Annotated in this window: 18 protein-coding genes; 8 read left to right on the top strand and 10 right to left on the bottom strand. The window is 50.2% G+C overall.

Features of this window, described 5'->3' with window-relative positions:
- Positions 1 to 41 precede the first annotated feature (41 nt).
- A complete protein-coding gene (gene pflA / locus PN498_RS06960; RefSeq protein ID WP_272062002.1) occupies positions 42 to 824 on the top strand; it encodes a pyruvate formate-lyase-activating protein in 783 nt (260 codons plus the stop codon).
- 443 nt (positions 825 to 1,267) lie between these two features.
- Here pflA and PN498_RS06955 read toward each other — a convergent pair whose 3' ends face one another.
- A complete protein-coding gene (locus PN498_RS06955) occupies positions 1,268 to 1,702 on the bottom strand; it encodes an RNA recognition motif domain-containing protein (protein WP_272061998.1) in 435 nt (144 codons plus the stop codon).
- 673 nt (positions 1,703 to 2,375) lie between these two features.
- Positions 2,376 to 5,063, bottom strand: coding sequence for a M48 family metalloprotease (locus PN498_RS06950; RefSeq protein ID WP_272061997.1), 2,688 nt, complete (start codon positions 5,061 to 5,063; stop codon positions 2,376 to 2,378).
- 45 nt (positions 5,064 to 5,108) lie between these two features.
- On the opposite strand from PN498_RS06950, the gene PN498_RS06945 reads away from it, so the two are divergent.
- From PN498_RS06945 to PN498_RS06930, 4 genes are all read left to right on the top strand, one after another.
- On the top strand, positions 5,109 to 6,563 hold the full coding sequence (locus tag PN498_RS06945) for an NOL1/NOP2/sun family putative RNA methylase (RefSeq protein ID WP_272061996.1): 1,455 nt from the start codon (positions 5,109 to 5,111) through the stop codon (positions 6,561 to 6,563).
- A 510-nt stretch (positions 6,564 to 7,073) separates the two neighbouring features.
- Complete coding sequence (locus PN498_RS06940; protein ID WP_272061995.1) at positions 7,074 to 9,326, top strand: amino acid permease; 2,253 nt, start codon at positions 7,074 to 7,076, stop codon at positions 9,324 to 9,326.
- Between the two features lie 47 nt (positions 9,327 to 9,373).
- A complete protein-coding gene (locus PN498_RS06935) occupies positions 9,374 to 10,591 on the top strand; it encodes an FAD-dependent monooxygenase (RefSeq protein ID WP_272061994.1) in 1,218 nt (405 codons plus the stop codon).
- Between the two features lie 404 nt (positions 10,592 to 10,995).
- Complete coding sequence (locus PN498_RS06930; RefSeq protein ID WP_272061993.1) at positions 10,996 to 12,255, top strand: adenylate/guanylate cyclase domain-containing protein; 1,260 nt, start codon at positions 10,996 to 10,998, stop codon at positions 12,253 to 12,255.
- Between the two features lie 104 nt (positions 12,256 to 12,359).
- Here PN498_RS06930 and PN498_RS06925 read toward each other — a convergent pair whose 3' ends face one another.
- The 3 genes from PN498_RS06925 to PN498_RS06915 all read right to left on the bottom strand — a co-directional run bounded on the left by PN498_RS06925 (position 12,360) and on the right by PN498_RS06915 (position 15,820).
- On the bottom strand, positions 12,360 to 12,773 hold the full coding sequence (locus tag PN498_RS06925; protein ID WP_272061992.1) for a DUF6464 family protein: 414 nt from the start codon (positions 12,771 to 12,773) through the stop codon (positions 12,360 to 12,362).
- 186 nt (positions 12,774 to 12,959) lie between these two features.
- Entirely contained in the window at positions 12,960 to 14,762 is a 1,803-nt protein-coding gene (gene aspS / locus PN498_RS06920) for an aspartate--tRNA ligase (protein ID WP_272061991.1), read from the bottom strand.
- A 671-nt stretch (positions 14,763 to 15,433) separates the two neighbouring features.
- Entirely contained in the window at positions 15,434 to 15,820 is a 387-nt protein-coding gene (locus tag PN498_RS06915) for a DUF1823 family protein (RefSeq protein WP_272061990.1), read from the bottom strand.
- Between the two features lie 145 nt (positions 15,821 to 15,965).
- Here PN498_RS06915 and PN498_RS06910 point away from each other — a divergent pair, with 145 nt between their 5' ends.
- The 3 genes from PN498_RS06910 (at position 15,966) to PN498_RS06900 (ending at position 19,458) form a co-directional block, all read left to right on the top strand.
- On the top strand, positions 15,966 to 17,033 hold the full coding sequence (locus tag PN498_RS06910; protein ID WP_272061989.1) for a S66 peptidase family protein: 1,068 nt from the start codon (positions 15,966 to 15,968) through the stop codon (positions 17,031 to 17,033).
- 233 nt (positions 17,034 to 17,266) lie between these two features.
- On the top strand, positions 17,267 to 17,713 hold the full coding sequence (locus tag PN498_RS06905; RefSeq protein ID WP_272061988.1) for a DUF6918 family protein: 447 nt from the start codon (positions 17,267 to 17,269) through the stop codon (positions 17,711 to 17,713).
- Between the two features lie 353 nt (positions 17,714 to 18,066).
- Positions 18,067 to 19,458 carry an alanine/glycine:cation symporter family protein gene (locus PN498_RS06900; protein ID WP_272061987.1) on the top strand — a complete coding sequence of 464 codons (1,392 nt, stop codon included), beginning with the start codon at positions 18,067 to 18,069 and terminating at the stop codon, positions 19,456 to 19,458.
- A 146-nt stretch (positions 19,459 to 19,604) separates the two neighbouring features.
- Here the strand turns inward: PN498_RS06900 and PN498_RS06895 are convergent, their stop codons facing one another.
- The 5 genes from PN498_RS06895 to PN498_RS06875 form a co-directional block, all read right to left on the bottom strand.
- Positions 19,605 to 20,048 (bottom strand): Hsp20/alpha crystallin family protein, encoded by a 444-nt coding sequence (locus PN498_RS06895; protein ID WP_272061986.1) that lies wholly within the window; start codon positions 20,046 to 20,048, stop codon positions 19,605 to 19,607.
- A 362-nt stretch (positions 20,049 to 20,410) separates the two neighbouring features.
- Positions 20,411 to 20,899: an orange carotenoid protein N-terminal domain-containing protein gene (locus PN498_RS06890; protein ID WP_272061985.1), complete on the bottom strand. Its 489-nt coding sequence runs from the start codon at positions 20,897 to 20,899 to the stop codon at positions 20,411 to 20,413.
- A gap of 157 nt (positions 20,900 to 21,056) precedes the next feature.
- Entirely contained in the window at positions 21,057 to 22,277 is a 1,221-nt protein-coding gene (locus PN498_RS06885) for a type II secretion system F family protein (protein ID WP_272061984.1), read from the bottom strand.
- Positions 22,278 to 22,502: 225 nt separating this feature from the next.
- On the bottom strand, positions 22,503 to 23,630 hold the full coding sequence (locus tag PN498_RS06880) for a type IV pilus twitching motility protein PilT (protein ID WP_272061983.1): 1,128 nt from the start codon (positions 23,628 to 23,630) through the stop codon (positions 22,503 to 22,505).
- 165 nt (positions 23,631 to 23,795) lie between these two features.
- A complete protein-coding gene (locus tag PN498_RS06875; protein ID WP_272061982.1) occupies positions 23,796 to 25,802 on the bottom strand; it encodes a GspE/PulE family protein in 2,007 nt (668 codons plus the stop codon).
- Positions 25,803 to 25,892: the final 90 nt, after the last annotated feature.

The raw sequence follows: 25,892 nt of genomic DNA, 5'->3' as shown, positions 1-25,892 counted from the left end.
GCCAAAATGCTGCCTCGGATGCGTCGTCCTCACGTATTGCCATGACTTCTCAAACCACACACCATCACACACCATTACCCAATTTTCACTCAACTCAAAGAGGTCGCATTCATTCCATCGAAACGTGCGGTGCGGTGGACGGACCCGGTATTCGCTACGTTATTTTCACGCAGGGCTGTCTCCTACGCTGCCAGTACTGCCATAACCCAGATACTCGCGACCCGACTAGTGGCCAAGAGGTCACCGTAGACGAACTTATTGATGACATCAAAACCTATCGCTCTTATCTCACCTACTCTGGGGGCGGCGTCACCATCAGCGGTGGCGAACCCTTACTTCAGCCTGAGTTTGTCCGCGAGATATTTCGTCGCTGCCGTGAACTCGACATTCATACCGCGCTCGACACCTCTGGCTTTCCTGACTTTGAAGCATCCAAGCCTGTTCTAGACTACGTTGATTTGGTACTCCTCGATATCAAATCATTTGATCCAGCGATTTATCACCAAGTTACCAGCGTTGCGATCGAACCTACGCTCCATTTCGCCCGACACCTAAGCGCCACACAACATCCCACTTGGATTCGCTTCGTCCTAGTTCCAGGACTAACTGACGATCTCGCCAATGTTGAGGGGCTAGCTCAGTTCATTTCAACCCTGAAAAACGTTGAGAAAGTGGAAGTTCTTCCTTTCCACCAGATGGGCGAGTACAAATGGAAAGAGCTTGGATTCACCTATCAGCTCAGTCACACCAATCCGCCTACCCCGACCCAGGTAAGCACCGTCAAAACCATCTTCAGACAACACGGATTAAACATTGATGACTAGTGTCGCTACGCGGAATTCAAAATACCCTTCGGGAAGGGCAAAGCCCTACAGAATTCAGAATACTCCGCGAGAAGAGCAAAGCTCTACAAAACTAAGTGCAGATAAGCTTTCCTATTGTTTTGAATGGTGAGCAGATTTCTGCCGTGCGTGCTAGCTGTGTCGTCGTCATTAAGTTCATAACAATCAGGCCGGTCAAGAGCTTTGTTTTTGCAGGGAATTCTTTAGCTTTTATAAGTCATAACTATTAGGTCTGAGGCTATTGGCGACGGTAGCTGCTTGTTGCTTCTACCTTTGGGCCTTTCGTGGTCTGCTTGTTGCGATAAATCATCAATCTAAAGGGCTAGCTTCACTCACGAAACTAGCCCTAAATATGCTTATTTAGCTAACTGTGAAAAGAGGATACCCAGAAACGCCCTATAAGGAAGTCTCCTGCTGGGATGGAACTAAGAACCAGTGGTCTGAGCAGCTAACATTTGCTTCAACTTTTCAAGTTCTTCAGCCCAGCGAGGATCAGGCTGTGCAGCCTCAGCACTACCACCGCTGTTGGAGGACTTGTTGCGGTTGGGCTTGTTACCCTTACGGCGGTTATTACCAGAGCCACCAGAACTTTCCTCATCTTTGCTCTTTGAACGAGGCAGAGCCTTTTCAATCTTTAAGGTGTTTTCCTGGAGGACGTAGTTGCTGAACTTTTCAACAATAGCGTCCGCCTGCTCATCCGAATTAACGGTAACAAAGCCAAAACCACGGCATTTGCCAGTCTTTCGGTCAGTTACCAGCTTGATAGAGACAATCTCTTCGGAATGTTCTGAGAAAACTTCCTCAAGCTGCTCACGCTCGATATCTTTGGGCAAATTACCAACGTAAACTCTAACAGACATTATCTAGATACCTCTTTTGAACACGTAATTGTCAACACTCACAAAAAGCAAAAAATCACTTCAAAACAGCCTTGATGATGCTTAGAGAACATGACTTTGCTGTCGTCTAATCTCAATAAATTTTGCAATTCAAGGATTAATTCTCATGACGCAACAAATTCTGAACACATTGTTACTAAGGAATCGGCTTCTAAAGGGAAAAGCTTTTTAGGCACTCTCAGGCATCCGTTGAGATACCCTTCTCGCAGATAGCAGATAAAACTTGAACGTACAATATTGAAACCTACTGCTCAACGTTTGAGAGCCATTAATTAAAGTAACACGCACCATCCGCAACAGACTAAGGAATCCAAAATATTCATGATCAGCACCGTCGCAATAAAAGCCAGCCACTCTGAAGAGCAGCTGGCAGATTTTGCTGTGTTGAGAGTAGGAGAACCCAATACCTAGCCCTCGACTAGGGAATGTGACCGAACTGGACTTTTGCGGATCAGCCACGATTAGGTGCACTAGAACTCTGTTAAGAAAGGTAACACTATGTTTCGAACTCCGCAACATAGATGCCGCGATCGCCATAACGTTTTAGCGCCCTGTGAAGTCAAAATCCTCCTTTAGGAGAATAACTCGACATGATACTGTCTCAATCTACAGAGCTAACTCAATACACACAGAATTATCCGCGAATCAGGATGATCAGTCCCCAGGCACAAAAAGTCAAGCTCAGTAAGACGGCGAGTAAAGGATGATTAGCACGAGCGACAACCTTGCCAGATTTCAGCAGCGCTTCAATATCGATCCAGCTGATCGCCCCTCGGCGATACCATCCTTGAACCGCTATTCGGTGTCCGACCCAATTGGTAGGGTGTTGAGGATGAATGAGCAGATTGCCGACAGCGCCCAGGATAGACAAAAAATGAAGTTTCAGCAGTCCTGAGGACGTTTCTAAGATCAGGTCTTGGCACAACCAATTGGCCATTCCCTTGCGCCCCAGCAGTCTTCCCTCTAGTCGCAACGGCTGACTATCTGTCGGCAGCGACAGGGGATTTTGGAGTAGATCGGGTAGCGGCGGATGCTTGAGACGATTGACTGTGGTGATGTCTGGAAAATAGGGATTGATGCGAAACATGATGCCCATGCCTAGTCCCAGAAGAAGACTACCCCACAAAACGCTGCGATCGCCGTAAATCCAAGCAACTCGTCGAAGGCCCAACGGTTCAAATAATCCCCCAAAGAACCAGAGCAGCATTGCCATCACAACGCCCACAAGCGGTCCAATGTATGGACTCACCTGTTGGAGGAAGGGAAGCCATCGGCTCCAAAAAGTGATCCGAGGAGCTGACTGGCTTGCTAGTTTGCTCGACGATGCCCCCAACGAAGGCATGACCGCAACGGGCAGGGCAGGGGTCAGTTGCCAGCGCAAAGCGTAGCCCGTTAGCCGCTTGAGCCGTTCTCCTAGAAGCGGATGGCTGCTATTGATGGATAGCCAGTGACGATAGGGATTCTGAATATCCCACTGAAGCGCTTGCAGAAACGCAGTATGTGGGAAAAGGCTGCCGAGGCTGAGCGTCGCTTCAATCCCACAAGGCGTCATCAGGTCTGTGCTTTCGACTAGAGGTGGCGTGTAACCCGCATTAGAGATGGTTTCAGCAATCCCACTTTCCAGCTTGACCAAAGCACGCATCAAGGCATTGGGATTTCCAGTCCATTCCACAGCGCGGCGATCGCACCACAACACCCGTGCCCGAGAACACGGCACAGTGACCTTCCGAACGAGCCAGTACAGTCCGTAGCACAGCGCCGAGATGAACGCTGTCAGGGTTGTGCTAGCCCGATCAAGGGTCTTGCGATCGCCCAATCGAGCCGACTGCCAATATCCCTGATAGAGCAGCTGGAGCATCATGCTGATAAGGGACATGAAGGGCAGCGTCCCTGTCGTGAAATGGGTGAGTTCATATCCAATTAGGGTGGCTAGCTCATCATCATCCAGGCGTTCCAGCACGCCACGACTGATCACGATGCGGTTGTAGCGTGGCAACCATCCATAACTAAAAATAAGCGGCGCATCGGTCGGCAACTCGTGCAGTGAAGGTAACAGCCAACCGCGCTCTCGACTCACCCGGTTGAGAAGCCGACAGCCTTCAGGCGTTTTTTGCTTAAGCGATTGAATTGAAAGGGGTTTGAGCTGTGCTGTCTGTTTAAGGAGGCAGTCCAAAATCCACGGTGAGGCTAGCAGCAGGCTACTTAAACCGGCTAGCACCAAGACCGTATGGTCCTCATAGCGCCACCCCAAGGGAATGGAAACAAATCGGGTTAAAGGCCGCAGCAGTTTAGCCACCTGAGCCAGAACGATCTGTGTCAGGGCGTGGCAAAGCCAGAATAGCGCGATCGCACTGACTCCCTGAACCAGCCAAATCTGGACGACCGCACCTGCTTGCTTGGGCAGCGATCGCAGCCGCGACAGCCGCTCTGAAGCGGCGAACTCTAACGGTTCAGAAACGTTGGGTTCTGGGTTATGAGAGGTATCTTCAGAAGCCGTTGGAGCTTGAGAGGTAATGGGCGGCGCAGCATTGTCAGCATCCGTACTGTCAACATTGCCGACATTAGTATCCGAGGGCAAGGCATGATTTAATCGCTCGTAATGGAAAAGGGATGTCTCGGAAGCCAACGCATTGGTTGCCGTATCAGCCGAAGGGTAGTTTGCCCCTTCAACGGCTTCTGGTTCAGAGGCCGCCTCAATCGACTCAGCATCGTCGGAGTTTGTCAAATCAGAGTTTGGCAATCTGGTCTGAGGATCTACAGCTTCATCGGCAGCCGACGCCGACGAATTCGGGTCATTGGTGGAATTGTTGTGTACAGATAGAGGTTTATCCTCATTAGAATCTTCAAGCGGTTGAAAACCACTTGGGTTGGTCTGAGCAGGCGTTTGTGGCAAATTCGTTTGCGAAGCAGGGACCACTAGAGGGGCAGCGGCTGCCTCCGTTGTCAGCGGCTGAAACCCACTAAGATCGCCAGTTTCTGAGGAAGTGGATAGAGTTTGAGGTAGAGCGGATTGCTCCATGGCGGTCAGGGTCTGCTTGGCCCACTGCTGCACTTTGGCCTGGGGATGATTCACCAACTTCCGGCAAAGGGCGATCGCGTCCTTCAGCCGCCCGTCGCCCCGGAGAGCTTTGACCAGGCCAATGTGAGCTTTCAACCGAGTTGCCCCTGTCGCAGCCCGATTCTGCAATAGCTTGGAAAGCGTTCGAATAGCGGTAGGGTAGTTTTGTTCTCTCAGGGCCATCAGCCCCTTTTGAAGACCATCATTAGGAGAGTCTTCAAAGGCAGAGGTTGCCTGAGAAGAAGACGGAGGCAGATGTGACATGCCGCTGACGATTGTGAATACTACTTACGACAAGGGTACGCAAATTTGTCGCATACAGACTTATGGGTTCGCTCGCGGGGTGCTTCTAATGAAGTTCTGGCTATCTTGGCACGATATGCTGCGATCGTCGATGATCCCCAAGCTTTTCTTGATAGCAGCCAGCAGCCACTACCTATTTGCCTGTGGACAAATCCGCTCAAGAGCACTCCCAAAGCCCTTCAACACTATTTACAAGGATTAGGCGTCAGACTTGAGCCAGTGAACTGGATGCCGGGAGCCTTTAGGACAGACGCTTGGAGTACTCCTGGTCGGACACTGGCTTTCACGGCAGGCTGGTACTATGTGCAGGAAGAAATCGCGATGGCAGCGGTGGCTGCTCTCGATCCACAGCCGGGAGAAACGATTCTGGACCTGTGTGCGGCACCGGGCGGCAAGATGGCGCAGATCGCCACTCGCCAAGGTGAAACAGGGTGTGTCATTGCCAATGAGATACACCGCGATCGCTTACCCAGTCTCAGCGTTACTGTGGCTCGGTTGGGATTGACCTCTGTCATCACTACGCAGGCTGACGGGCGATCGCTCCCCTTGGCTCCTCATACCTTTGACCGGGTGTTGGTGGATGCACCCTGTTCAGGGGAAGGAAATCTGCGGCGACGGCAACATCCTCAAGTCTGGCAGCCGACCTATGGAGCGCGCATTGCCACTGCCCAGAAAAAATTGCTCAGCCGTGCCCTAGATCTGGTCAAGCCTGGAGGCACTGTGGTCTATAGCACCTGTACGTTTGCTCCGGAGGAAAACGAGGCGGTGCTGGATGCTGTACTCGGCGATCGCGCTTGGATAGAACCCTTCACGATTCCTGAACTGCGAGGACAACCTGGACTAACTCAATGGCAAGGACAGTCGTACCGTCAGGATATCGTTCAAGCCCGGCGTTATTTTCCTCATTTCAATAACACGGGTGGTTTTTTTGTTGCCAAGCTGAGGAGAGCGAATACTCAACTCTGTTCTTTCTCTCCGCTCGTAAGTTCTCAGCTACCACCTGTTGCGTTGGTGCCGGGGAACCCAGTGGACACTTTAAGAAAGCGGTTTGCGATCGCCCCTGATGTTTTTCCTACCTACACCTGTTGGGCCACTGGAAAACGGCGACTTTGGTTAGCGAGCGGGGCATCCCTTTCACCATCACAAGTGCGTCCCCAATCCTATGGCATTCCCCTAGCGACCAACACCAATTTAGGACTGAAGCCTTCGACGGCTTTCCTCCAGCGTTTCGGGCATTTGATTCAACGGAACAAGATTAATTTGCCCAACGAGGAAGCTGCAAGTTTATTCTTGCAGGGGAAAACTCAGCCCGTTAAAAGCACTGCCGACTTCGGTTATGTACATGTTCAATTTCAAGAATTTGAACTGGGCTGCGGACGCTACACTAACGGACAGCTACAGTCACAGCTTCCCAAGACACTTCGCTGGCTGGCTACTCCCCTCAGACCAAAAGGGGGATAGCCCCGCTAGACTAGTTAGGCACCCGTTCAGTCGTCCGCAGGCTTTACTCAGAATTTATGGAATCGAGTCCGGTTGTTGCCCTTTGAACTTCACCTTTGAAACCTCTCAGCATCAATCTCTGAAGGAATTCATTGCTTGGGTTCCCATGATTCTCAAACAGTTTCTTGTACCGAAAATCGTCGATCTTGGTTTACGTAGTCTCAGAAGCGAGACTACGCTTGGCGTTACATATACCCGTAGTGCCGTCCATTCCAAGGAACATGTTTTAGAACAAGGTCAAGCCGAAAGGTACAGCTTTGATTGCAGTTTTCTACAGAAACTTCATCAAGCCAGGTCAGTTCACTGTTGAGATGCGACTCTACATGAATAGTCTGTAGGTATGAGTAGTGATTGGGTCAATCAGGCGTACACTGTTTCGCGGTGCTTCTGCTATCAGCAGTATAAGTGCAGTGAATGGTGCACAGCTGCTTGGCTATTCGACGTTTTTAATCATTTGAATTCTGAAACAGCATGCCCCTACCAAGTCCTGAGCCAGGAACGGTCTCGTGGAAATCCTCTCAAGACGAAAAACCCGGTTTAAGTGCGTTTGGAGGAGTTTTTACCCCATCTATCCTCACTATCCTGGGCGTCATTATGTACTTGCGCTTCGGATGGGTTCTCGGACACGTCGGGTTAATCAATACCCTAATAATTGTTACCCTGTCGACTAGCATCACCTTCTTTACGGGTCTCTCGATCTCTGCGATCGCGACAGACCAGGTGGTCAGAGCTGGGGGGGCATACTACATGATCAGTCGGTCTCTGGGTATTGAAACGGGTGGTGCTGTAGGGATTCCCCTCTTCTTTGCTCAGGCCCTTTCGGTTGCCCTATACACGCTGGGATTTGCAGAGAGCGTTGTCCGCATTTTCCCCAACTTAAACCTAACGATGGTGGCGTTCATCGTCACGATCTTAGTAACCCTACTCGCACTGAAATCTGCTGAGATTGCAATTAAGGCCCAATATTTCATTATGGCGGCGATCGTCGTATCGCTGATCTGTCTTGCGTTAGGGCAACCCATCGGTTCAGCAAGTGCCTTAGACTTGGCAGCCACTCCGGTAGAAGAACCCGGCTCAGTTGGATTTTGGGCTGTTCTAGCGGTTTTCTTTCCAGCTGTGACCGGCATCATGTCTGGGGTCAATATGTCTGGTGACCTCAAGGATCCATCCAAAGCTATCCCCGTAGGCACCCTCGCAGCTATTGGGGTTGGCTATGTCATTTACATGGTTATTCCATTATTCCTGAGCCAGCAAGCCGATTCTGCGACACTGATTGCGGATCCGCTGATAATGCGACGGATTGCTATATGGGGCGATTCAATTCTGCTTGGCGTCTGGGGTGCCACTTTGTCCAGTGCGATCGGCAGCATTCTGGGAGCACCCCGCGTACTCCAGGCCTTGGCGCGAGACGGCGTTCTACCTAAATCGCTGCGCTGGCTCGGCAAGGGTAGCGGTCCCCAAGATGAGCCGCGACTAGGAACGTTGTTCAGCTTAGGCGTGGCATTAGCCGCCGTCAGTATTGGCGATTTGAACCTAATCGCCCCAGTTCTCACGATGTTTTTCTTGACCACTTACATGGTGCTGAACGTTGCGGCTGGAATTGAAGGCTTCCTACAAAGCCCATCTTTTCGACCAACCTTCAAAGTTCCCTGGATCTTCTCTTTACTTGGGGCCGTGGGTTGTATCAGCATCATGTTTTTGATCAATGCGATCGCAACAGTCGTTGCCGCACTTATTGTGCTGGGCATTTATCTCTGGCTGGAACGACGCGAAATCGAAGGGACATGGGGCGATATCCGTCAGGGTATCTGGTTATCCTTGATTCGCACCGGTTTATTTCGCATCAAAGGCCCTCTGGACTCCAAAAACTGGCGTCCCCATCTTTTAGTGTTCTCGGGTGCCCCAACTAAGCGATGGCACTTGCTAGATATGGCAAACGCTTTGACCCATCAGCGAGGGTTATTTACGGTAGCCAGTGTTCTGCCGGAAGGAAGTCGAGATGTAGGGCGTCAAGAGAGTATGGAGATGACCCTGCAGGACTATTTGGAAAAACGCGGGATCCAAGCGTTCGTCCGACTGGTGACAGCTTCTGATCCATTTCAAGGGATGAAGCAACTGATCGAAGCCTATGGCATTGGACCGCTGTTGCCCAATACAGTGTTGCTAGGAGACACAGAGAATCCTCAAGGACGCGATCGCTTCAGCCAGCTCGTTGCCCAGTGCCATAAGGCCAAGCGCAACGTCGTCATTTTAAGGAGCAGCCCAGAGCAGTTTACATTGGTGCGCCGTCGGCCTGCTCGGTTTCGTCGCATTGACGTATGGTGGGGCGGACTCCAAGCCAATGGCGGACTGATGCTGATTTTGGCTTACCTTTTGCGGACTAGCTGGGATTGGCGCGGAGCAGAAATTTGTCTCAAACTGGTCGTGCCTGATCAGGCAGCCGCAGCCTCAGCAGAAGAAAATTTAATGGGTTTAACCGCCAGTCTGAGAATTGGTGCTGTCCCTCAAGTCATCGTGGCGAACGGGCGTTCCTTCGACGAAATTCTCCTTATCTCTTCGCAAACTGCCGATCTTGTTCTAATAGGACTTGCCACTCCTGGCAGCGTTGATGACTTCAGCGAGTACTACACCAAACTCCAACACCGCATTACTGATTTACCCAACACGCTACTAGTCATGGCATCCGAAGAGTTGTCGTTCTCTGAAGTTCTCCAAAAAGACTAAAGGACTGTCATTCTTGATCTTCGTTTCTCGAAAAAGCGATCGCGTCTATGAATCATGTGGTGGTTGTCGGTGCTGGCCCATCCGGCGCAGCGATCGCATTCCTCTTAGCTCGACAGGGTATTCAAGTTAGCCTAATTGAGCGAGAAACCCAGTTTAACCGCGTTTTTAGAGGCGAAGGTTTGATGCCTTCGGGCGTCGAAGCGCTCTACGAAATGGGGTTAGGGCAATGCCTAGAGGCGATTCCTTCCAGAACTCTAGACGCCTGGGATTTCTACATTGATCAACAGCGACGGATGCGAGTTGTTGAACCTCAGGGCCGGCTGGGCAAATTTTCCACCCAGATTATCTGTCAATCTGCTTTGCTTAAGAACATTGTCGAACAGACGAAGACGCTGCCTCACTTCAAGTTTTATCCCGGCTGGCAAGTTCGCGAATTGATCCGAAGCGACGTTAGCGTTTGTGGGGTAAAAGCTACCAACGGCCACCAAACTCAAGATTTCATGGGCGATCTCGTTATCGTGGCAGAGGGGCGATATTCGCGATCGCGAAAACTTGCGGATCTCTCTCTACACCAGTCTCAAACCCAGTTTGACGTCCTCTGGTTCAAACTGCCAGCGCCGGCTGAAGTCCTCTGTGAAACGGCCTTCACCGTTTGTCTCCAGCGGCAGCGGCAGTATGCCTTCTATCCATCTTGGGATGAACGCCTGCAAATAGGCTGGATTGTTGAAAAAGGACAGGGCAAGACATCTGCCGAACGAGATTGGGCCGAAGAATTTGCCCAAGCTGCGCCTCCCTTTTTGGCTGAGCACTTTCGCGAGCATTGCGACGAGCTTGAAGGTCCGATCTTTTTAGACGTCATTGTTGGAGTTTGTCCCCAATGGTCAATTCCAGGTTTGTTACTGATTGGCGATGCTGCTCATCCAATGGCTCCTAATCGCGCTCAGGGAATCAATATGGGATTGCGAGATGCGATTGCCGCCGCCAATCACCTAGTCCCAGTCCTACAAAACTCAGGCACGCTTGACAGGATTACGGCTGCGCTACAAGCCATTCAGTCGGAACGGCTGCCAGAAATCGCAGCCATCCAGCACCTTCAGCTTGAAGAGTGGCAAAAAATTGCCGCCTTCACTGCCTCCCCTTTCACCTATCGAGCCTTCAAGACAGTTGCCAACCTACTAGGACGGTTTGGACTCACCCAGCAAGCTTGGCTATACCAACAGCGCAAGCTTCGCCACGGAGCAGTATCCGTCCGTCTTGAGCATTAACGGGTTCGAGCCTTGTATCGCCGTCGCCAGTTCCATTAGGACAAGACGGCGAGCCATCTGGCAACGTGCTAAGCACCCAGATGCTAATAAGTGCACAAGCCTAGATGGCTAAAGCTATACCTCTGCCTGACTATCAATCCCCTTTTCCATAACTGTTAACCTAGGCGAAGAGTCCTGTTCAGTGCATCTTCATACGGTCACCGTTGCAGCAGAGCATCACCAGACGGATGGCCGACTACTGTCAACAGCGCTTTTCTCCGGAGAGTTGCTGTGTAGAAGGGTTGATATAGAGGGATTGATTTTGCCTTCTGCCCTTTTGCCGTGCCTTGTCGATTTGCTTAATCAAGAGCAGCGATTAGAGGCAAGGTGACCGCGCCTTTTTCTTTGCCTGTAGGTCATCAATCATGGCTGAACAAACTGCTTATTCGCCTTTTGCGTCTCAGAATTCGATTGACGGCGATGTCATCAAGGTAGCCGTCAGTCGAGTTCTCGCGCAGGAATCCTTAAAGAATGAGCAGAAGCTGGCTTACGTCAGAGTTGTAGTCCTCATTATTTCCAGCATTTTGGACGTGCTGGTTTTCTTTTTTCCGCAACCGTTGATTGGACAAGACAGTGTTGCTCCGACGATCGCCCTAATCTCAATCGTTGCCTGCTTAATTTCACTGTTTTTTTTGGTAGCACTCCTGCGACCTCAGGCTTGGCGATGGTCCAACAGTCTTCAGACGGCTATCCCAATATTCGACGGTGTTTTGCTAAATCTTTTTATCACGAACATTTGGCATGTTTTAGGAGAAATTCAGCCCGCCATTGTCACCAATATTGCCGCCTTTTCCTGCCTGTTGGCCGTTTCAGGAGGGATTCGCATCCAACGCCGAGCTTCTATCTTGACCACCACATTGGCGCTGGGCAATTTTGCTTATGGGGCAGCACTCTTTCGTTTGGATATTGCGGTGAGCCTGTTTGCCCTGTTCACCATCTTGGGAACCGGACTGCTAGGTCTACTGACGGCAGGCATTGTTAGGCGGCAGGGCAAGAATGAAGCGGGACGGCTGCTGATACAGCAGTTTTTGCCAGAAACGGTGGTAGAGGCGGCGTTCGAAAATCCTTTGCAATTGCTGGAAGAACCCATTCGCTGCGAAGTCACTATTATGGTGACCGACCTGCGGGGTTTTACTCGATATTCGGAAAAGCTGGACCCGCTCGAAGTTCTGAGCTTTCTGAGCCAGATGCAGGGGTTCTTGTCCCGCACAGTGGAGGAGCATGGAGGATGGGTTGATAAGTTTATGGGGGATGGCATGTTAGCGGTCTTTGGTGCGCCACGATCACTAGACAACCACGCCGAACGAGCCGTCGCTGCGGGAAAGGCCATCCTCAAGGACATTCAGCAAGTCAGTCCTTTACCCATTGGTATTGGACTCCATTCTGGAATCATTGTTGCAGGCTGCCTCGGCGTTGGCGGCCATTTGGACTTCACCGTCATTGGCGATACGGTCAACGTGGCCTCTCGTCTGGAAGCGATGACTAAAGAAGTTGGGCGATCGCTTCTAATCAGTGAAGAAACCCACCGTCATCTCAAAAATTTGCCTCTGGTTCATTTAGGCAAAATGCCGCTGCGAGGCCGGGATAAGCAGATCGAAGTGTTCGGTCTACCGTCAGATGGGTAATAGACCGTTCTTTAAAGCTGAAACTCCTGGCCGGGGATGAACATTAATGCTCTCCCCTGCCAGGAGTTTTCGGCATGAGTTATTTGAAATCTTTCCTGCCTAGCCTACGACGCCGAAAAAGTCGTCGCTGCTGAAAATGCAGGTAGAGGACAGGTTGCAGGCATCGGAGGAATAGGACAAGCACTGGCTGTTTCAGGAACTGCCATGACAACTTCTTTAATCACAGGCGGCTCATAAAACTGACAGCCCTCACAGGGACCGCAAGGGTTCATGGCACAGCGTAGATAAGGCGATCGCGCATTCATCTGACAACTAAAGTCACCAATCACGTAGCCTAAACCTTCTATATAGTTCAGGTCGCGATCGCGCTGGATAGCAGCTTTTAATCCGCGCTGGCTAGCAACTTCAATAGCCCGACCAAACTCGGCCTGAACGCGATCTTGTGCTCGCAAGCTAATCCATGCAGAAATCAGGGCAGGCACCAAGCTCAGGCCAAAAATAAGCAGAACGATCAGCATAAGAACTCAAAAGTTTCATCACGAATGGCAATTGATGAAATCCTATCGTGATTAAGAGAGTCCCTGGTGCCGCCTTTGTGTATTTGTAGTAATCTGTATGGATTTGCGTAAAGTTGTGAAAAGCTGATGGCACACAGCTTCCTATTTGTGAACCAAACTCAACACCTGGAAGTCAGGCTATACACTCTATTGATCCGTTTCTTTGGGTTTTGGCTGATAGGTAGACGCAACATGAAGTTCTTTTAACTGCTTTTTGTCGACCGTAGAAGGAGCCGACATGAGCAAGCAGCGAGCCTGTTGTGTCTTAGGAAAGGCGATCGCATCTCGAATCGACTCTTCGCCGGCCATCAACATGACGAGGCGATCCAGTCCGTAAGCGATGCCTCCGTGAGGCGGAGTGCCATATTCAAACGCTTCCAGCAAGAAGCCAAACTTCTCTTGAGCTTCTTCATTGGAAAGGCCAATAGCTGCGAACACCTCTTTCTGGATGTCCGGCTGATAGATTCTCAGACTGCCTCCCCCAATCTCGTAACCGTTGAGGACCAGATCATAGGCTTGAGCACGGGCCGTTTTGATATCGTCCACTTCATCAGGGCGAGGTGCCGTAAAGGGATGGTGCAATGCTTCCAATCGCTTCTCATCAGCGTTCCACTCAAACATAGGGAAGTCCGTCACCCAAAGCAGGTTGAGTTTATCGGCGGGAATCAAACTCATTTCTTTAGCGATCGCCTGGCGGACGCGATCAAGCGTGGCGTTGACAATATCGCTGGGACCAGCGCCAAACAGCAGCAGCGTGCCCGGTTGAGCCTCCGTGCGCTCCAGCAGTTCCTGCATTTGCTCTTCAGAGAGGTTGTCTTTGATCGCCCCAATGGTGTCGATGGCGTTGTTCTCTCGCACCCGAATGTAGGCTAGCCCTTTGGCTCCTGCCTCTGCCGCCACTTTAAACAAGTCACCACCGGGCTTAATCCGTACGTTTGAGATGACGTCGTTTCCGCCAGGAATGGGCAACACCTTCACTAGACCACCCGACTTGACTGCCCCCGAAAACACTTTGAATCCGGAATCCGCCACAAGATCGGAAACATTAACCAGCTCCAGGCCGTAGCGAGTGTCTGGCTTATCGCAACCGTATCGATCCATCGCTTCAGCGTAGGTGAGTTGAGGAAAGGGGCGCGGCAGGTCAATACCTTTGACCATTTTGAACACATGGCAGACCAGCCGCTCGTTCAGGTCGAGGATTTCCTCTTGGCTCAGGAAGCTCATTTCCATGTCGAGCTGGGTAAATTCAGGCTGACGGTCGGCCCGCAGGTCTTCATCTCGGAAGCAGCGAGCAATTTGGTAGTAGCGATCGACCCCGGCAACCATCAACAGCTGCTTGAACAACTGCGGCGATTGGGGCAGCGCAAACCACTCGCCCGGATTGACGCGGGAGGGCAGCAGAAAGTCTCGCGCTCCCTCAGGAGTAGATCGAGTCAAAATGGGCGTCTCGACTTCGGTGAAGTGTTCTTCGTCTTCTAAGAAACGGCGAATGGCTTTGATGATGGCATGGCGCACTTGCAAGTTTTGAGCCATGCGTTCCCGGCGCAGGTCAAGATAGCGATAGCGCAGGCGCAGTTCCTCTCTGACAGATTCCGGCTCAGCAGTGGAAACCTGGAAGGGAAGCTGTTTGCGAACGGCGTTGAGTAGCTCGATTTCGTCTGCGTAGATCTCGACTTCTCCCGTAGGTAGCTTCGGGTTCAGAGACTCATCGGGGCGCTGACTGACTTTGCCCTTGATCCGAACAACGTATTCGTTTCGCAGGTCGTTGGCGATATTAAAGGAGTCGGGGGTGCGCTCCGGATCGCTAACAATTTGCACAACCCCGGTGCGATCGCGCAAATCCACAAAGATCACGCCGCCATGATCGCGACGACGATCCACCCAGCCAAACAGGGTAACGGTTTCTCCTATATCAGTCGCTCGCAGGTGGCCGCAGTAGTGGGTACGCATGATCTTTTTGTGGGGTGCTTTTGAACGCGAAAGGTCTACAAAACCTTTTCATTATGTAAGATTCTGCAACCAGAGCATACCCCCTGTCGTTGATGGAGTGAACAGAGTCAATGGGGAGCCGTTTGGGATGGAGTGTTCTGAGTGAGTGGAGAGGCAGGAGACAGAGTTCAGGAGGTGGGAGGCAGGAGTATTCTATGGCTACCGTGGAGATACTAGGGTGATTGAGAGCTTTGGGAATGACACTTTTGTGCTGTCAGCAGCTGGCGTTCTAAAATCTGGTTTGGCATATTGAGCCTTAAGAGTTTGACAGTTGCTCGGCCCGTCGGCGTAATGCCCTCGATTCCTCCTACAGCTAAAGTGAAATGCTTTACCCTAGCTTGCCTTCTCGGATTGAAGAGCCAAACAACCTCACCTGCAGCAGGAGCAAATGTGGTTAAGTTTGTTCCTTTGTGGCGATTACAGGAAAATCAAGACAACGCCAGATTATCAGCACGTTTTGAGCGCGAGTACTTACCATTCCAATGTTGATTACTCACTGTTTGAAGGGTGCAACGTTCAGGGCAAAGTGAAGAAAGCCTTTCTGCGGGGGTGAATTAATTGTGGAGGGCGATCGCTGACGAAGCCGACGCGGTATGAGCCGGTATCTAAAACGCTCAGCAGCGAGAAATTTTTCAATCCAAAGCATCCACCAATATCCCTTTCTGCCGCATCACGCTAAGCAGCCAGTTTGCCATTGTTGCCCGGCGTGTCAGTCGAGGGATGAGTTGATCTACGCTGTAACCTTTGAAACCCAAGTGTTCTTTTAGGAGTTGCTTGTTCTCCTTCGGAATTGAACGAGTAAGCTGCACCGTTGCAGGGCGGCTTTCAATAAAGTTCGGAGGATCTGGAAACTTCTCAATCCAGGCTGGCTCGACTTGGTCCATGCTCCACTGCTGGGTTTCCGAATCGTAGCGGTAGCCCAAGTGATACCACACCAATCGATTCACGGTGTCGTCTTCGAGGGTGTCGTTGAGAATGTCCCAAACCGTTTCAGTTGTTAGTGGTGGTAAGTTTTCCATTGCCTCACATCCAAGCCTCACATTCTATAAGCGCCTTAATTCAAGGGTAGCTCGTCAGTATGGTCCCATTTAAGATGAAACAAAGTGATAGGCATTGGTTCCAGTAGAGTAATGGAGCAGAGATAGGAGTCTGGACAAGGACAGTATGGGCAAACAACAACCGACTCGGCGGCAGTTGATCACAGGATTAGGCACGATCGCGGCGATCGCTCCTCTTGCAGTGACTCAGCAAGGCAAGGCTAACGCCGCCACCACGATGCCCGTACTTAAACCGTCTCGTCTGCAGCCAGGAGATGGGGTTGGGATTGTCAGTCCAGCCGGAGCCACTTTCGACTCAACGGATTTGGATATTGTGGTTGATGCAGTTCGTGGGCTGGGACTAATCCCCCAAATTGCGCCCCGTGCACTGGATCGATACGGCTATCTTGCAGGGCAAGACCGCGATCGCGCTGCTGATATCAATCGTTTTTTTGCCAATCCCAATATTGCAGCACTACTGCCTATTCGCGGTGACTGGGGCAGCGCTCGCACCCTGCCGTATCTGGACTACGAAATTATTCGTCAAAATCCCAAAGTTATTGTTGGGTTTAGTGACATCACGGCTTTACTGCTAGGCATCACAGCTCAAACTGGCTTAGTGACTTTTCATGGTCCCAATGGGCTGACTTCCTGGAAACCAGATCAAACTGAATCTTTCCGAAGGGTCCTGCTGGAGGGACAAACTTTTGCTTTTGAGAATCCGATTGCGGCTGAGGACAGCGATCGCCTCATGCAAACGCGGTTTCGCGTCAATACGATTACATCCGGTCAGGCACGGGGACGTCTCTATGGCGGCAACCTCTCGGTCATTGCAGGCATTGCTGGCTCACCCTACCTGCCTGATTTAACAGGAGCCATCCTGTTCTTAGAGGATGTGGGTGAGTCGGTCTACCGCATTGACCGCATGTTGACTCAGCTCAAACTCAGCGGTGTTCTTGACCAACTCGCCGGGTTTGTATTTGGCCAATGTACTCGATGTGGTCCTTCTGGAGGATATGGTGCACTCACGCTAGAAGAAGTTCTGCAAGATCATATTGCACCGCTAGGAATTCCGGCCTGGTCCAACGCGGCAATTGGGCATGTCGAACCCATCCTGACGATTCCCATGGGATTGGACGTCGAAATCAATGCTGATGACGGGAAAATGATCATGACAGAAAGGGCGATCGCCTAATACCATTTCCTACAGTGTGGCGATTATTTCTTCCCCCCAATTGTCCTTATCCTTCAGGTTTGCATTCTTCATCCATAGCCCTGCAACGAAGTAACCCTAAAGGGACAAATCCCTTTGGGCGCACGAAAATTCACAGTTTCATAAAGCAAATTCGAACATTCAAGAGGAAACGTTGATTTAGCTCCGAAGTTGTGAACAATCGAAAAAGACAAGCGCACGTTAGGAGATTCACGATGAAACTCAGCGATGTAATCAAAGACCGCTCTGTCAAAGCGAGTATCGTTGAAGAGTGTACCGACTTAATTGACGACCAAGTATCCAGCAAGGGTGGAATCTCAGGAATGGCGCTGAAAACAGCCTATCGAGTTGTTAAGGGCGTAGGACCTACTTATGTGCCAGGGGCCGTTGGTCGAGTGCTGCCCGAAGCCTTTAAAGCATTAGATCCAATGTGGAACGAGGGTCTACAGGCCGGTGATCCGGTGGGTTACCTAGTCGAACATCGATCACGCACTGCCGATGTTATTCTCAGCGTGACCGACGCACGAGTCAAAAAGGCATCGGGCGTTGTTGCAGGAGCCTACAATAAGCTTCGCAAATCAGTGAAAGGGGATGTTGAAGAGGCTGTTCCTAGTTTGGCGAGCATCATCAACAAGCATGTCCAAATTGTGCAGCAAGCTTAAGTAACGATACGCCTAGCTCAAACAGTTGAAACGCAAAAGCGTGGAAAAGTAGGGAGTGCGGAGAGTAAATTCTTAACTCACGGGGGAAATTAGACCATCAGGGTGAATCAACCATTCGATTAGTTTTAGAAGTCCTGTAACACAAGCATTGCTGCGCTCATCTCAATTTATGGCGAAGGGCTGAAACCTCTTCTGACACAGTATTTGAGCACTAAATGACAACAGCCCCTAGAGTTTCAACCTGCCTATAATGAAGAGCGTTGCCGCTGAGACATGCTTTGTCAGTTTTTCTCCAGTTTTCTCTTCCCTTCAGACTTGAAAGTGTTTTTGATAGGCTCAATCAGATATTTAATTTGAGCATTAATGGGCTAGAGCAAACATTATTCTTCAGTGTTGGTGGCTTGCCCATTATTGTTCTCTGGCTGTTGCTCGGAGCCATCTTTTTCACGCTTCGCATGGGCTTCATTAACGTCCGAGCCTTCAAACATGCGATCAATATCACGTTAGGACGCTATGACAGTCCAGATGAGCCTGGTGAAGTGAGTCACTTTCAGGCGATCGCCACGGCCCTGTCAGCCACCGTTGGACTCGGAAATATTGCTGGGGTCGCGATCGCGATTCAGCTCGGTGGTCCAGGCGCAGTCGTATGGATGACCTTAGCAGGCTTTCTGGGAATGTCCACTAAGTTTGTGGAATGTACTCTAGCTCAGCAATATCGCACAATTAGAGTCGATGGCACTATTGCAGGCGGCCCCATGTACTATCTCTCCCAGGGGCTAGCCAAGCAGGGCTTCAAATCGATGGGTCGGATTTTGGCAATGAGTTTTGCGTTGCTCTGTGCTTTGGGCGCAGTCGGTGGCGGCAATATGTTTCAAGCTAGCCAAACTCAGGCTGCTGTCACTCATGTTTTACCTGTTGTGAGGGAATACACCTGGGTTTATGGCTTGGGGCTGTCTACCGTAGTGGGGCTAGTGATCGTTGGCGGTATTCGACGTATTGGCGCGGTCGCTGGAACCATTGTGCCCACCATGGTCGGCGTTTACATCTTGGCTAGCATATGGGTGGTTTTGACCAACCTCTCCGACATTCCAGGGGCTGTGGTTCTAATTACACAAGAAGCTTTCAATCCCCAAACGGTCGCAGGAGGAATGGTTGGCGTCTTGGTACAGGGAATTCGAAGAGGCTTTTTCTCAAATTCAGCAGGCAACGGTTCTGCGGCGATCGCTCATGCTGCTACCCGTACGCAAGAGCCTGCACGAGAGGGCATTGTTGCGTCCCTTGAACCGTTCATCGATACGGTCGTCATCTGCAACATCACGGCTTTGGTTTGCATCGTGACAGGAGCCTATCAAAGGGCGCCCCAATCCGCATTGGGTTTCGAGTTGGTCGCTACAGCATTTGAGACTAGCGTACCGGGTTTTTCTGTCCTGCTGACCTTTGCAGTGTGTCTGTTTGCCTTTTCAACTATTGTCTCCTGGGCCTACTATGGCGAACAATGCTGGCGGTATTTAACCGGCGATCGCTTCGTGTTGACTTATCGTTTACTCTACGTAGGATTTACATTTGTTGGAACGGTCACTCAACCTAGTACTGTCCTAGCCCTCAGCGATATGATGCTGTTTGCGATCGCAATTCCAAATTTGATTGGCTGCATTTGGCTATCTAGCGATGTTGCCCGCTCTTTGGAGGACTATTGGCAGAGGCTTACCTCAGGCAAGATGCCCATTCATGGCGTCAAGCTTTAGCGAGTGAGGTACAAAGGGAGCGGCATTTTGACAAGAAAGATGGCGACAACCTCAAAGAGATTACCGCCATGCAGATTACTCGATATGTGCTAATGCAACTCAATGCCGACATAGCCGTCCCAGATGATTTCTGGGGGTGAGAAAGCTTATTGACCAACGTTGACCTTCACGACTTTGTTGCGCTCCTCAGGTGCTTTTGGCATGTGAAGCGTTAGGATGCCGTTGTCATAGTTGGCTTCGACGTTGGCGTTGTCAACTCGAACATTGAGCGGCACAACTCGACGGAAAGAACCGTAATGAAATTCACTACGGACGACCCCGTTTTCTTCGGACTTGCTTTCAGATTTACGCTCACCACTGATCGCAACAGAATCAGCGGATACTTGAATGTCAATATCGTCTGCATCAAGACCAGGTAATTCTACCTTCAAGTTGACAGCCTCATCAGTTTCGTTAATCTCTGCCGCAGGCATGAAGGTACCCATTTCAAGCCGACTATCCTGGGAAGGACTCAACGTCTCAAATAGGCGGTTCATCTCTCGCTGCAAAGCGTTGACTTCTCTAAACGGTTCCCAACGGGTAAGAGTCATAGGTTTCTAACCTCCTGTAACTTTTCCACAAATTCCCTTTAAGGGTGAATGTGTCCAATTGATAAGGAGCCTGAAAAATCAGCTCAAAGTAGACGTTTTCTTGACTCCTCTTGATGTAAGACTATCGAATTTTTGAAGGGAAGAAATTCGGTTTTAGACACCTATTATGTTGGGATTCACCTAATCTTAGAAAGCCTATTCGGTTCTCCATTCATGATTCTTCGGATAACTCCCAAAAAGGGTATTAAAGCAAAAGAGTCATGGTTGAAGCGATGCCAACCACGACCTTTAATTTATAGCTATAGCTATCTTGTTCTAACGAAATTGGCGACGGTTATAGCTTTCAGTTTGCGTTACAAGCGTTATGCCGTTGCACCAACCTTTGGATCTGCACCCATTGGCTCTACCGCATTACGCAGAAGCGTAATTTGTTCTTCAAGGTCCATTTGTTCGATGGTGCTGAGTAGGTTTTTGCTCCCGTCGCTAGCACTGTAGTCCTCAGGCATACCGATAATGGAGCCTTCATCCATGCCGATGGCTAATGCATACCAGAATGCTAGCTTGGTGTTGGCGCTTAGAGAACCATATTCTCGACTGATCTGATTATCAGCATCACTGCGGGCGATCGCCCGCATCGACTCAAGCTGCTCCTCTTTGGACTGCTGCTTGACTTGGTTAAACAAACCTTCAGCAATGCTTTCGGAAGCAGCACCCGGTGCTGCTGGGGTAACGGAATCTCCCATTTTCTTGTAGACGTACCAGAGCCACGCGAGTTGTTCGTCTACGCCCAGTCCACGAAAGGACTCGATGGCTTTGTTAGTGTCGTCTACCGCAGTATTGTTAGTCGTCATAAATGCGATCCATTTTGGCTTCCTACAAAAAAAGACCCAAGTCAACCTCAAAAGGACCTTACGACTGGGAATTTCTTTATGAGTAAGCTATCAAGATCGCCCTGCGGGCTACATCCTGCGATCGCCGGAAATGGTAAGTCTTTCCTTAGGAAGACGATTACCCGACGACTTCCATAATCCTAAACATCGGCAAATACATTGACACCAGAATTGAACCTACCATGCCACCCAAGATGACGATCATGAAAGGTTCCATGATGCTGGTCAGAGCTTTCACAGCCTGTTCTACTTCGTCTTCGTAGAAGTCTGCGACTTTCATCAGCATCTGATCAAGCTCACCTGTTTCCTCACCAATACTGATCATCTGAATCGCCATAGCAGGAAACACTCTGTGCTGCTGCAACGCCAAACTGATCATGCCACCAGTCTGAATCTCACTCCGGGCCTCATTAATAGCGTCCGAAATAATGCTGTTACCTGCTGTATCTCGAACAATCTCCAGCGAGGTCAGAATGGGGACCCCAGAGCGAGACAAGGAGCCAAACGTCCGGCAGAAGCGGGCAGTTGCAGTTTTTTGAACCAAGTCACCGAACAAAGGAAGTTTGAGGAGTAGACGATCAACGGTACGCTCACCATTATGAGTAGCGTAGTAGCGCTTAAATACAAACGTTGCGCCAAAGATGACACCAATGATAACGGCCCAATTAAGCGGTTGACGCAAAAATACACTGATCTGAAGCATGATGCGAGTAAACAGAGGCAGATCAGCATCAAGCTCTTCAAAGATGGCTGCAAATGTAGGCAACAAAAAGACCGTCATCGCAATGAAAATGATGATCGCCAGGATAGAAACCGTTACTGGATAAGCCATCGCTGACTTAATCTGGTTCTGCAAGCGATTCAAATCTTCTAGCAGCTTTGCCAATCGGTTCAGCACTTCGTCCAAGACACCACCCGTTTCGCCAGCCTGAATCAAGCTGACATAGAGCTTGTCAAAACAGCTTGGATGCTTACTCATCGAGTCCGACAGGCTAGTTCCCTGCTGCACGTCAGAGTTAATGTCTTCAAGCGCTCGCTTCAATTTAGGATTGGGACATTCCTCAGACAGGACACCTAAGCCTCTTACTAGAGCCACCCCTGCGTTGACCAAAGCCGCAAACTGACGAGAGAAAACTGCCTTATCTTTGACAGAGACCGAGGTTAGAGCCAGCCGGATCTCTTTTAGATCAAGGTTAAAGCTGCGCTCCTCTTTCAGATCTTGGATAAATAGCCCTTGCTCTTTAAGTTTGTCCCGAGCTTCAGCAGGGGTGGACGCGGCAATCTTTTCTCTGCGCTGACGCCCAGTATTGTCTCGTCCGGTAGCAACGTAAGTAGGCATGATGCTTAAGTTGGCACTGTTATGAAAAAATCAACCCGGTTGTGAAAATCCAACCCTATTGTGAAAAGTAGCACCCTTGAGAAAGGATGATTATGAATAATCTCCCCTCAGAATGAAGCCACGTTAACACACAAAGCTTAAAACAGAGAGGGCTAAGGCAATTTCTATGGGCGATCGCGGATTTCAGTCACCCTTTAGCGATGCAGCCCCCTCTGCTGAATGAATCTATCGGCGTCTGGCGGCTCCTGCTGCGGCTTGCTTTTCTTTACCTGCGGCTGCCATGCCACCGATCAAGCGCTGCAATTCCTCTGGGCGCGATGTCTTCGCCATTGCTGATTCAAAGGAAATGCCACCGGCTTTGTACTGATCCGCCAAGGCTTTTTCTAAGGTTTGCATCGCCAAGCGACCACCGGTTTGAATTGCGCCATAGATTTGGGCCGTCTTACCTTCGCGAATCAAGTTAGAGATAGCTGGCGTCACGACCATGATTTCCTGAGCCATGACTCGACCAAACTCACCCGGCTTGGGATTTGCTTTTGGCACCAAACACTGACTCAAAACAGCAACCAGAGAGTTAGACAGCTGTACCCGAACCTGAGTTTGTTGCTCTGGTGGAAAGACATCAACCATCCGGTCAACAGTCTGAGAGGCTGAACTGGTGTGCAGCGTTCCAAAGACCAAGTGACCTGTTTCAGCCGCGGAGATAGCCAGAGAAATGGTTTCCAAGTCCCGCATCTCACCCACCAGGATGACATCGGGATCTTCCCGCAGGGCTGCTCTTAGCGCATTTCCAAAACTCTTGGTGTCTTCTCCAATCTGGCGCTGATGAATCAAGCTCTTGATAGGTTCGTAAACAAATTCAATGGGATCCTCAACGGTCAGAATATGCTCTGGACGAGTCATATTGATCTCGTTTATCATCGATGCCAGGGTTGTTGACTTACCCGACCCCGTAGGTCCCGTCACAAGGATAAGGCCTCTGGGCTTTTCAGACAGCTCTCGCACAATGGGAGGCAGTCCTAGCAAATCCATACTAGGAATCTTAGAGCTGAGCGCTCTCAGACAAGCTGCATATGTGCCCCGGTCCTTGTAAACATTAACCCTAAAGCGAGCTAGCCCCTTGACCCCATAAGAACAGTCCAGTTCCCAGGTTTGCTCTAGCGTTTTTCGCTGGCTGTTGTTCAACATACTAAAGATGAGACGCTGACACGCTTCCGGCGTCATCGGCTCATGATCGGTCGGCGTCAATTTACCGCTAATCCGAATGTAAGGGGGGAGTCCAGCTGAGAGGTGAAGGTCTGATCCTCCCCGTTCAATGACTTCCTCCATTAGGTCTTCAATCATTAATTCCATAGCATCACCTCTTTTTGGGTTATTCCTGATTGATACAAGCAGAACTTTCGCGAACAAGCTGTTTAGTCTCTAGCGGTAACCCTATGGTGGGTAGTGCCCGCCCTACCTGTAGACATCCTGCGTACGTCCTAAAAGGACAAATTCGCGGCTACGCGATCGCTCACGTTAGGTCTTAAAGCGAGGAGTTAAGCAATATGGGCAGTCTAGCCAATCCTGTTTCAACTCCGCTTGACAAGAATCACAGGTCAAAGAACTCTTCCGTTTAGCTTTTAGCTCGGCTTCCAGTCCACTATCGGTAAAGGTTACCCGCTCAACTTCGTCGAGTGTCGTGTACCCCTGTCGAACCAGATCTAAGCTGTAGGACAAGAGCGTCTTCATGCCTTCCTCAACGGCCACTTCCTTGATCTGCTCAGTCGGAGCGTTCTCAGAAATCATCTTCTGAATGCTTTCTGTGATTTGCATGACTTCATAAACACCGACTCTTCCTTTGTAGCCGACGCCCTGACAAACCTCGCAGAAGTTTCCTGCAGCACGCGCTTCCTCAAACTGATCAATGGAAAGAACATTGGCTTTGTAGATGGTGAGGTCAGTGTCACCAATGGCCGTTAATCCAAAACGAGCGAGTTCCTCTGAGGTCGGTGTATAAGGCACACGACACTCAGTGCAAACTCGGCGGACCAGACGCTGGGCTAAAACGCCGATTAGCGAACTAGACACCTGAAACCCTTCCATACCCATCTCTTCTAAACGAGCGATCGCGCCTGCCGCATCATTGGTATGCAAGGTGGTCAATACGAGGTGTCCAGTTAGGGCTGCCTCAATAGCCGTCTTGGCTGTTTCAGGGTCGCGGGTCTCACCAACCAGAATGACATCTGGATCTTGTCTCAAGAAAGCTCTCAAGATAGATGCAAAATTCATTCCCTTTTCACGAATCACCTGGACCTGAGTAATCCCTGGTAACGCATATTCGATAGGGTCTTCAGCCGTACTAATGTTGATGCCTGGATCGTTTCGCTCAGAAAGCAACGAATAGAGAGTCGTCGTTTTACCCGATCCGGTGGGTCCCGTCACTAAGATTAGTCCATACGGACGAGAAGCCATTTCTCGGACAATATTCAAGGAATCATTGTCCGTGATGAGCTTATCAATGCCCAGCTGAGTTGCTGAATTGTCAAGAATTCGTAGAACAACTTTCTCGCCATATCGACTGGGCAGAGTGCTGACTCGAAAGTCAATCTTACGACCTTGGAACATACGCCGAATACGACCGTCTTGAGGCAGACGACGCTCAGCAATGTCTAGCTCTGCAATAATCTTGAAGCGGGCTGTAACGGCGGGAATGATCTTTTTAGGGAATTTTTGGAAAGCTTCTCGTAGAACCCCATCTTTCCGAAAGCGAATTCTGAGAGCTTCTTCCTGCGGTTCAACGTGAATATCAGAAACACCATCCTGTAGTGCCTTTACGAGAACCTTGTTAACCAGCGCAATAACTGGAGCCGCCCCTGCATCCTGTAATGCATCATTCAGATCAGGCTCTTCTTCGCTGATGTCCTGAAGAGCAGAACCATCGAAGTCGAGATCTTCTAAGTCAGATTGAACATCGACAGCCTGTTCCATATCCCGCTGTTTTTCACGGGCAACCTTCTCATCCAGGTAGCTAGAAATGAGCCGCTGATAATCTTCAACCGTGATTACCATGCGCCTTAGACGCAAGCCCTGAGGCCGCAGAATACGATTCAGATCATCCTGAGCCTCCAGATTCTCTGGATCGACCATTGCGACCAAGACAGAAGGATCCTCTTCTTCGTCATCGCGCGAGAGCGGCACTAGCTGATGACGACGACAGATATCCACTGGGATGAGTGTGTCAATGAATCGACCGATTTGTTGAGAAGAAACCGAATCGAGTTCCGGATCAACAGATTCAATGCCGTAGAGGATCTTAAGCTCAAAAAGCTGCTGCTTCTTGTACTGACGCAACAATTCGGGCGAAAGCTGTTGTCCTGTAATGGACTCAAGGACATCCGTTAGAGCACGTCCTGAACGCCTGCTTTCCGCTAGAGCCTGCTGCATTTGCTCACCATCGACAAAACCCGCTTGAATTAGCTTGTTGCCGAAGGGGGAAAAACTACGTTGTATAACAAGGGCGCGACGCTGTGAAGAATTCGTCATAGCGGATGCGAAAGATCTAGGTTTAAGGAGGATATACCGAATTAGAAGTTCAAACTGCTAGTGCACAGTGTGCCCCTCAAACTCATTGTC

The sequence above is a fragment of the Oscillatoria sp. CS-180 genome, assembly GCF_028330965.1.
GTDB lineage: Bacteria > Cyanobacteriota > Cyanobacteriia > Phormidesmidales > Phormidesmidaceae > Halomicronema.
Note: the sequence above shows the minus strand (reverse complement) of the source record. Positions and strands in the feature narration are given on the sequence as shown.

Coding starts and splice junctions, on each gene's coding strand:
- PN498_RS06905 (WP_272061988.1), top strand. CDS start 17,267: ATGAAACTCAGCGATGTAATCAAAGACCGCTCTGTCAAAGCGAGTATC.
- PN498_RS06910 (WP_272061989.1), top strand. CDS start 15,966: ATGGGCAAACAACAACCGACTCGGCGGCAGTTGATCACAGGATTAGGC.
- pflA (WP_272062002.1), top strand. CDS start 42: ATGACTTCTCAAACCACACACCATCACACACCATTACCCAATTTTCAC.
- PN498_RS06935 (WP_272061994.1), top strand. CDS start 9,374: ATGAATCATGTGGTGGTTGTCGGTGCTGGCCCATCCGGCGCAGCGATC.
- PN498_RS06880 (WP_272061983.1), bottom strand. CDS start 23,630: ATGGAATTAATGATTGAAGACCTAATGGAGGAAGTCATTGAACGGGGA.
- PN498_RS06895 (WP_272061986.1), bottom strand. CDS start 20,048: ATGACTCTTACCCGTTGGGAACCGTTTAGAGAAGTCAACGCTTTGCAG.
- PN498_RS06925 (WP_272061992.1), bottom strand. CDS start 12,773: ATGCTGATCGTTCTGCTTATTTTTGGCCTGAGCTTGGTGCCTGCCCTG.
- PN498_RS06915 (WP_272061990.1), bottom strand. CDS start 15,820: ATGGAAAACTTACCACCACTAACAACTGAAACGGTTTGGGACATTCTC.
- PN498_RS06890 (WP_272061985.1), bottom strand. CDS start 20,899: ATGACGACTAACAATACTGCGGTAGACGACACTAACAAAGCCATCGAG.
- PN498_RS06885 (WP_272061984.1), bottom strand. CDS start 22,277: ATGCCTACTTACGTTGCTACCGGACGAGACAATACTGGGCGTCAGCGC.
- PN498_RS06875 (WP_272061982.1), bottom strand. CDS start 25,802: ATGACGAATTCTTCACAGCGTCGCGCCCTTGTTATACAACGTAGTTTT.
- PN498_RS06955 (WP_272061998.1), bottom strand. CDS start 1,702: ATGTCTGTTAGAGTTTACGTTGGTAATTTGCCCAAAGATATCGAGCGT.
- PN498_RS06940 (WP_272061995.1), top strand. CDS start 7,074: ATGCCCCTACCAAGTCCTGAGCCAGGAACGGTCTCGTGGAAATCCTCT.
- aspS (WP_272061991.1), bottom strand. CDS start 14,762: ATGCGTACCCACTACTGCGGCCACCTGCGAGCGACTGATATAGGAGAA.
- PN498_RS06930 (WP_272061993.1), top strand. CDS start 10,996: ATGGCTGAACAAACTGCTTATTCGCCTTTTGCGTCTCAGAATTCGATT.
- PN498_RS06950 (WP_272061997.1), bottom strand. CDS start 5,063: ATGTCACATCTGCCTCCGTCTTCTTCTCAGGCAACCTCTGCCTTTGAA.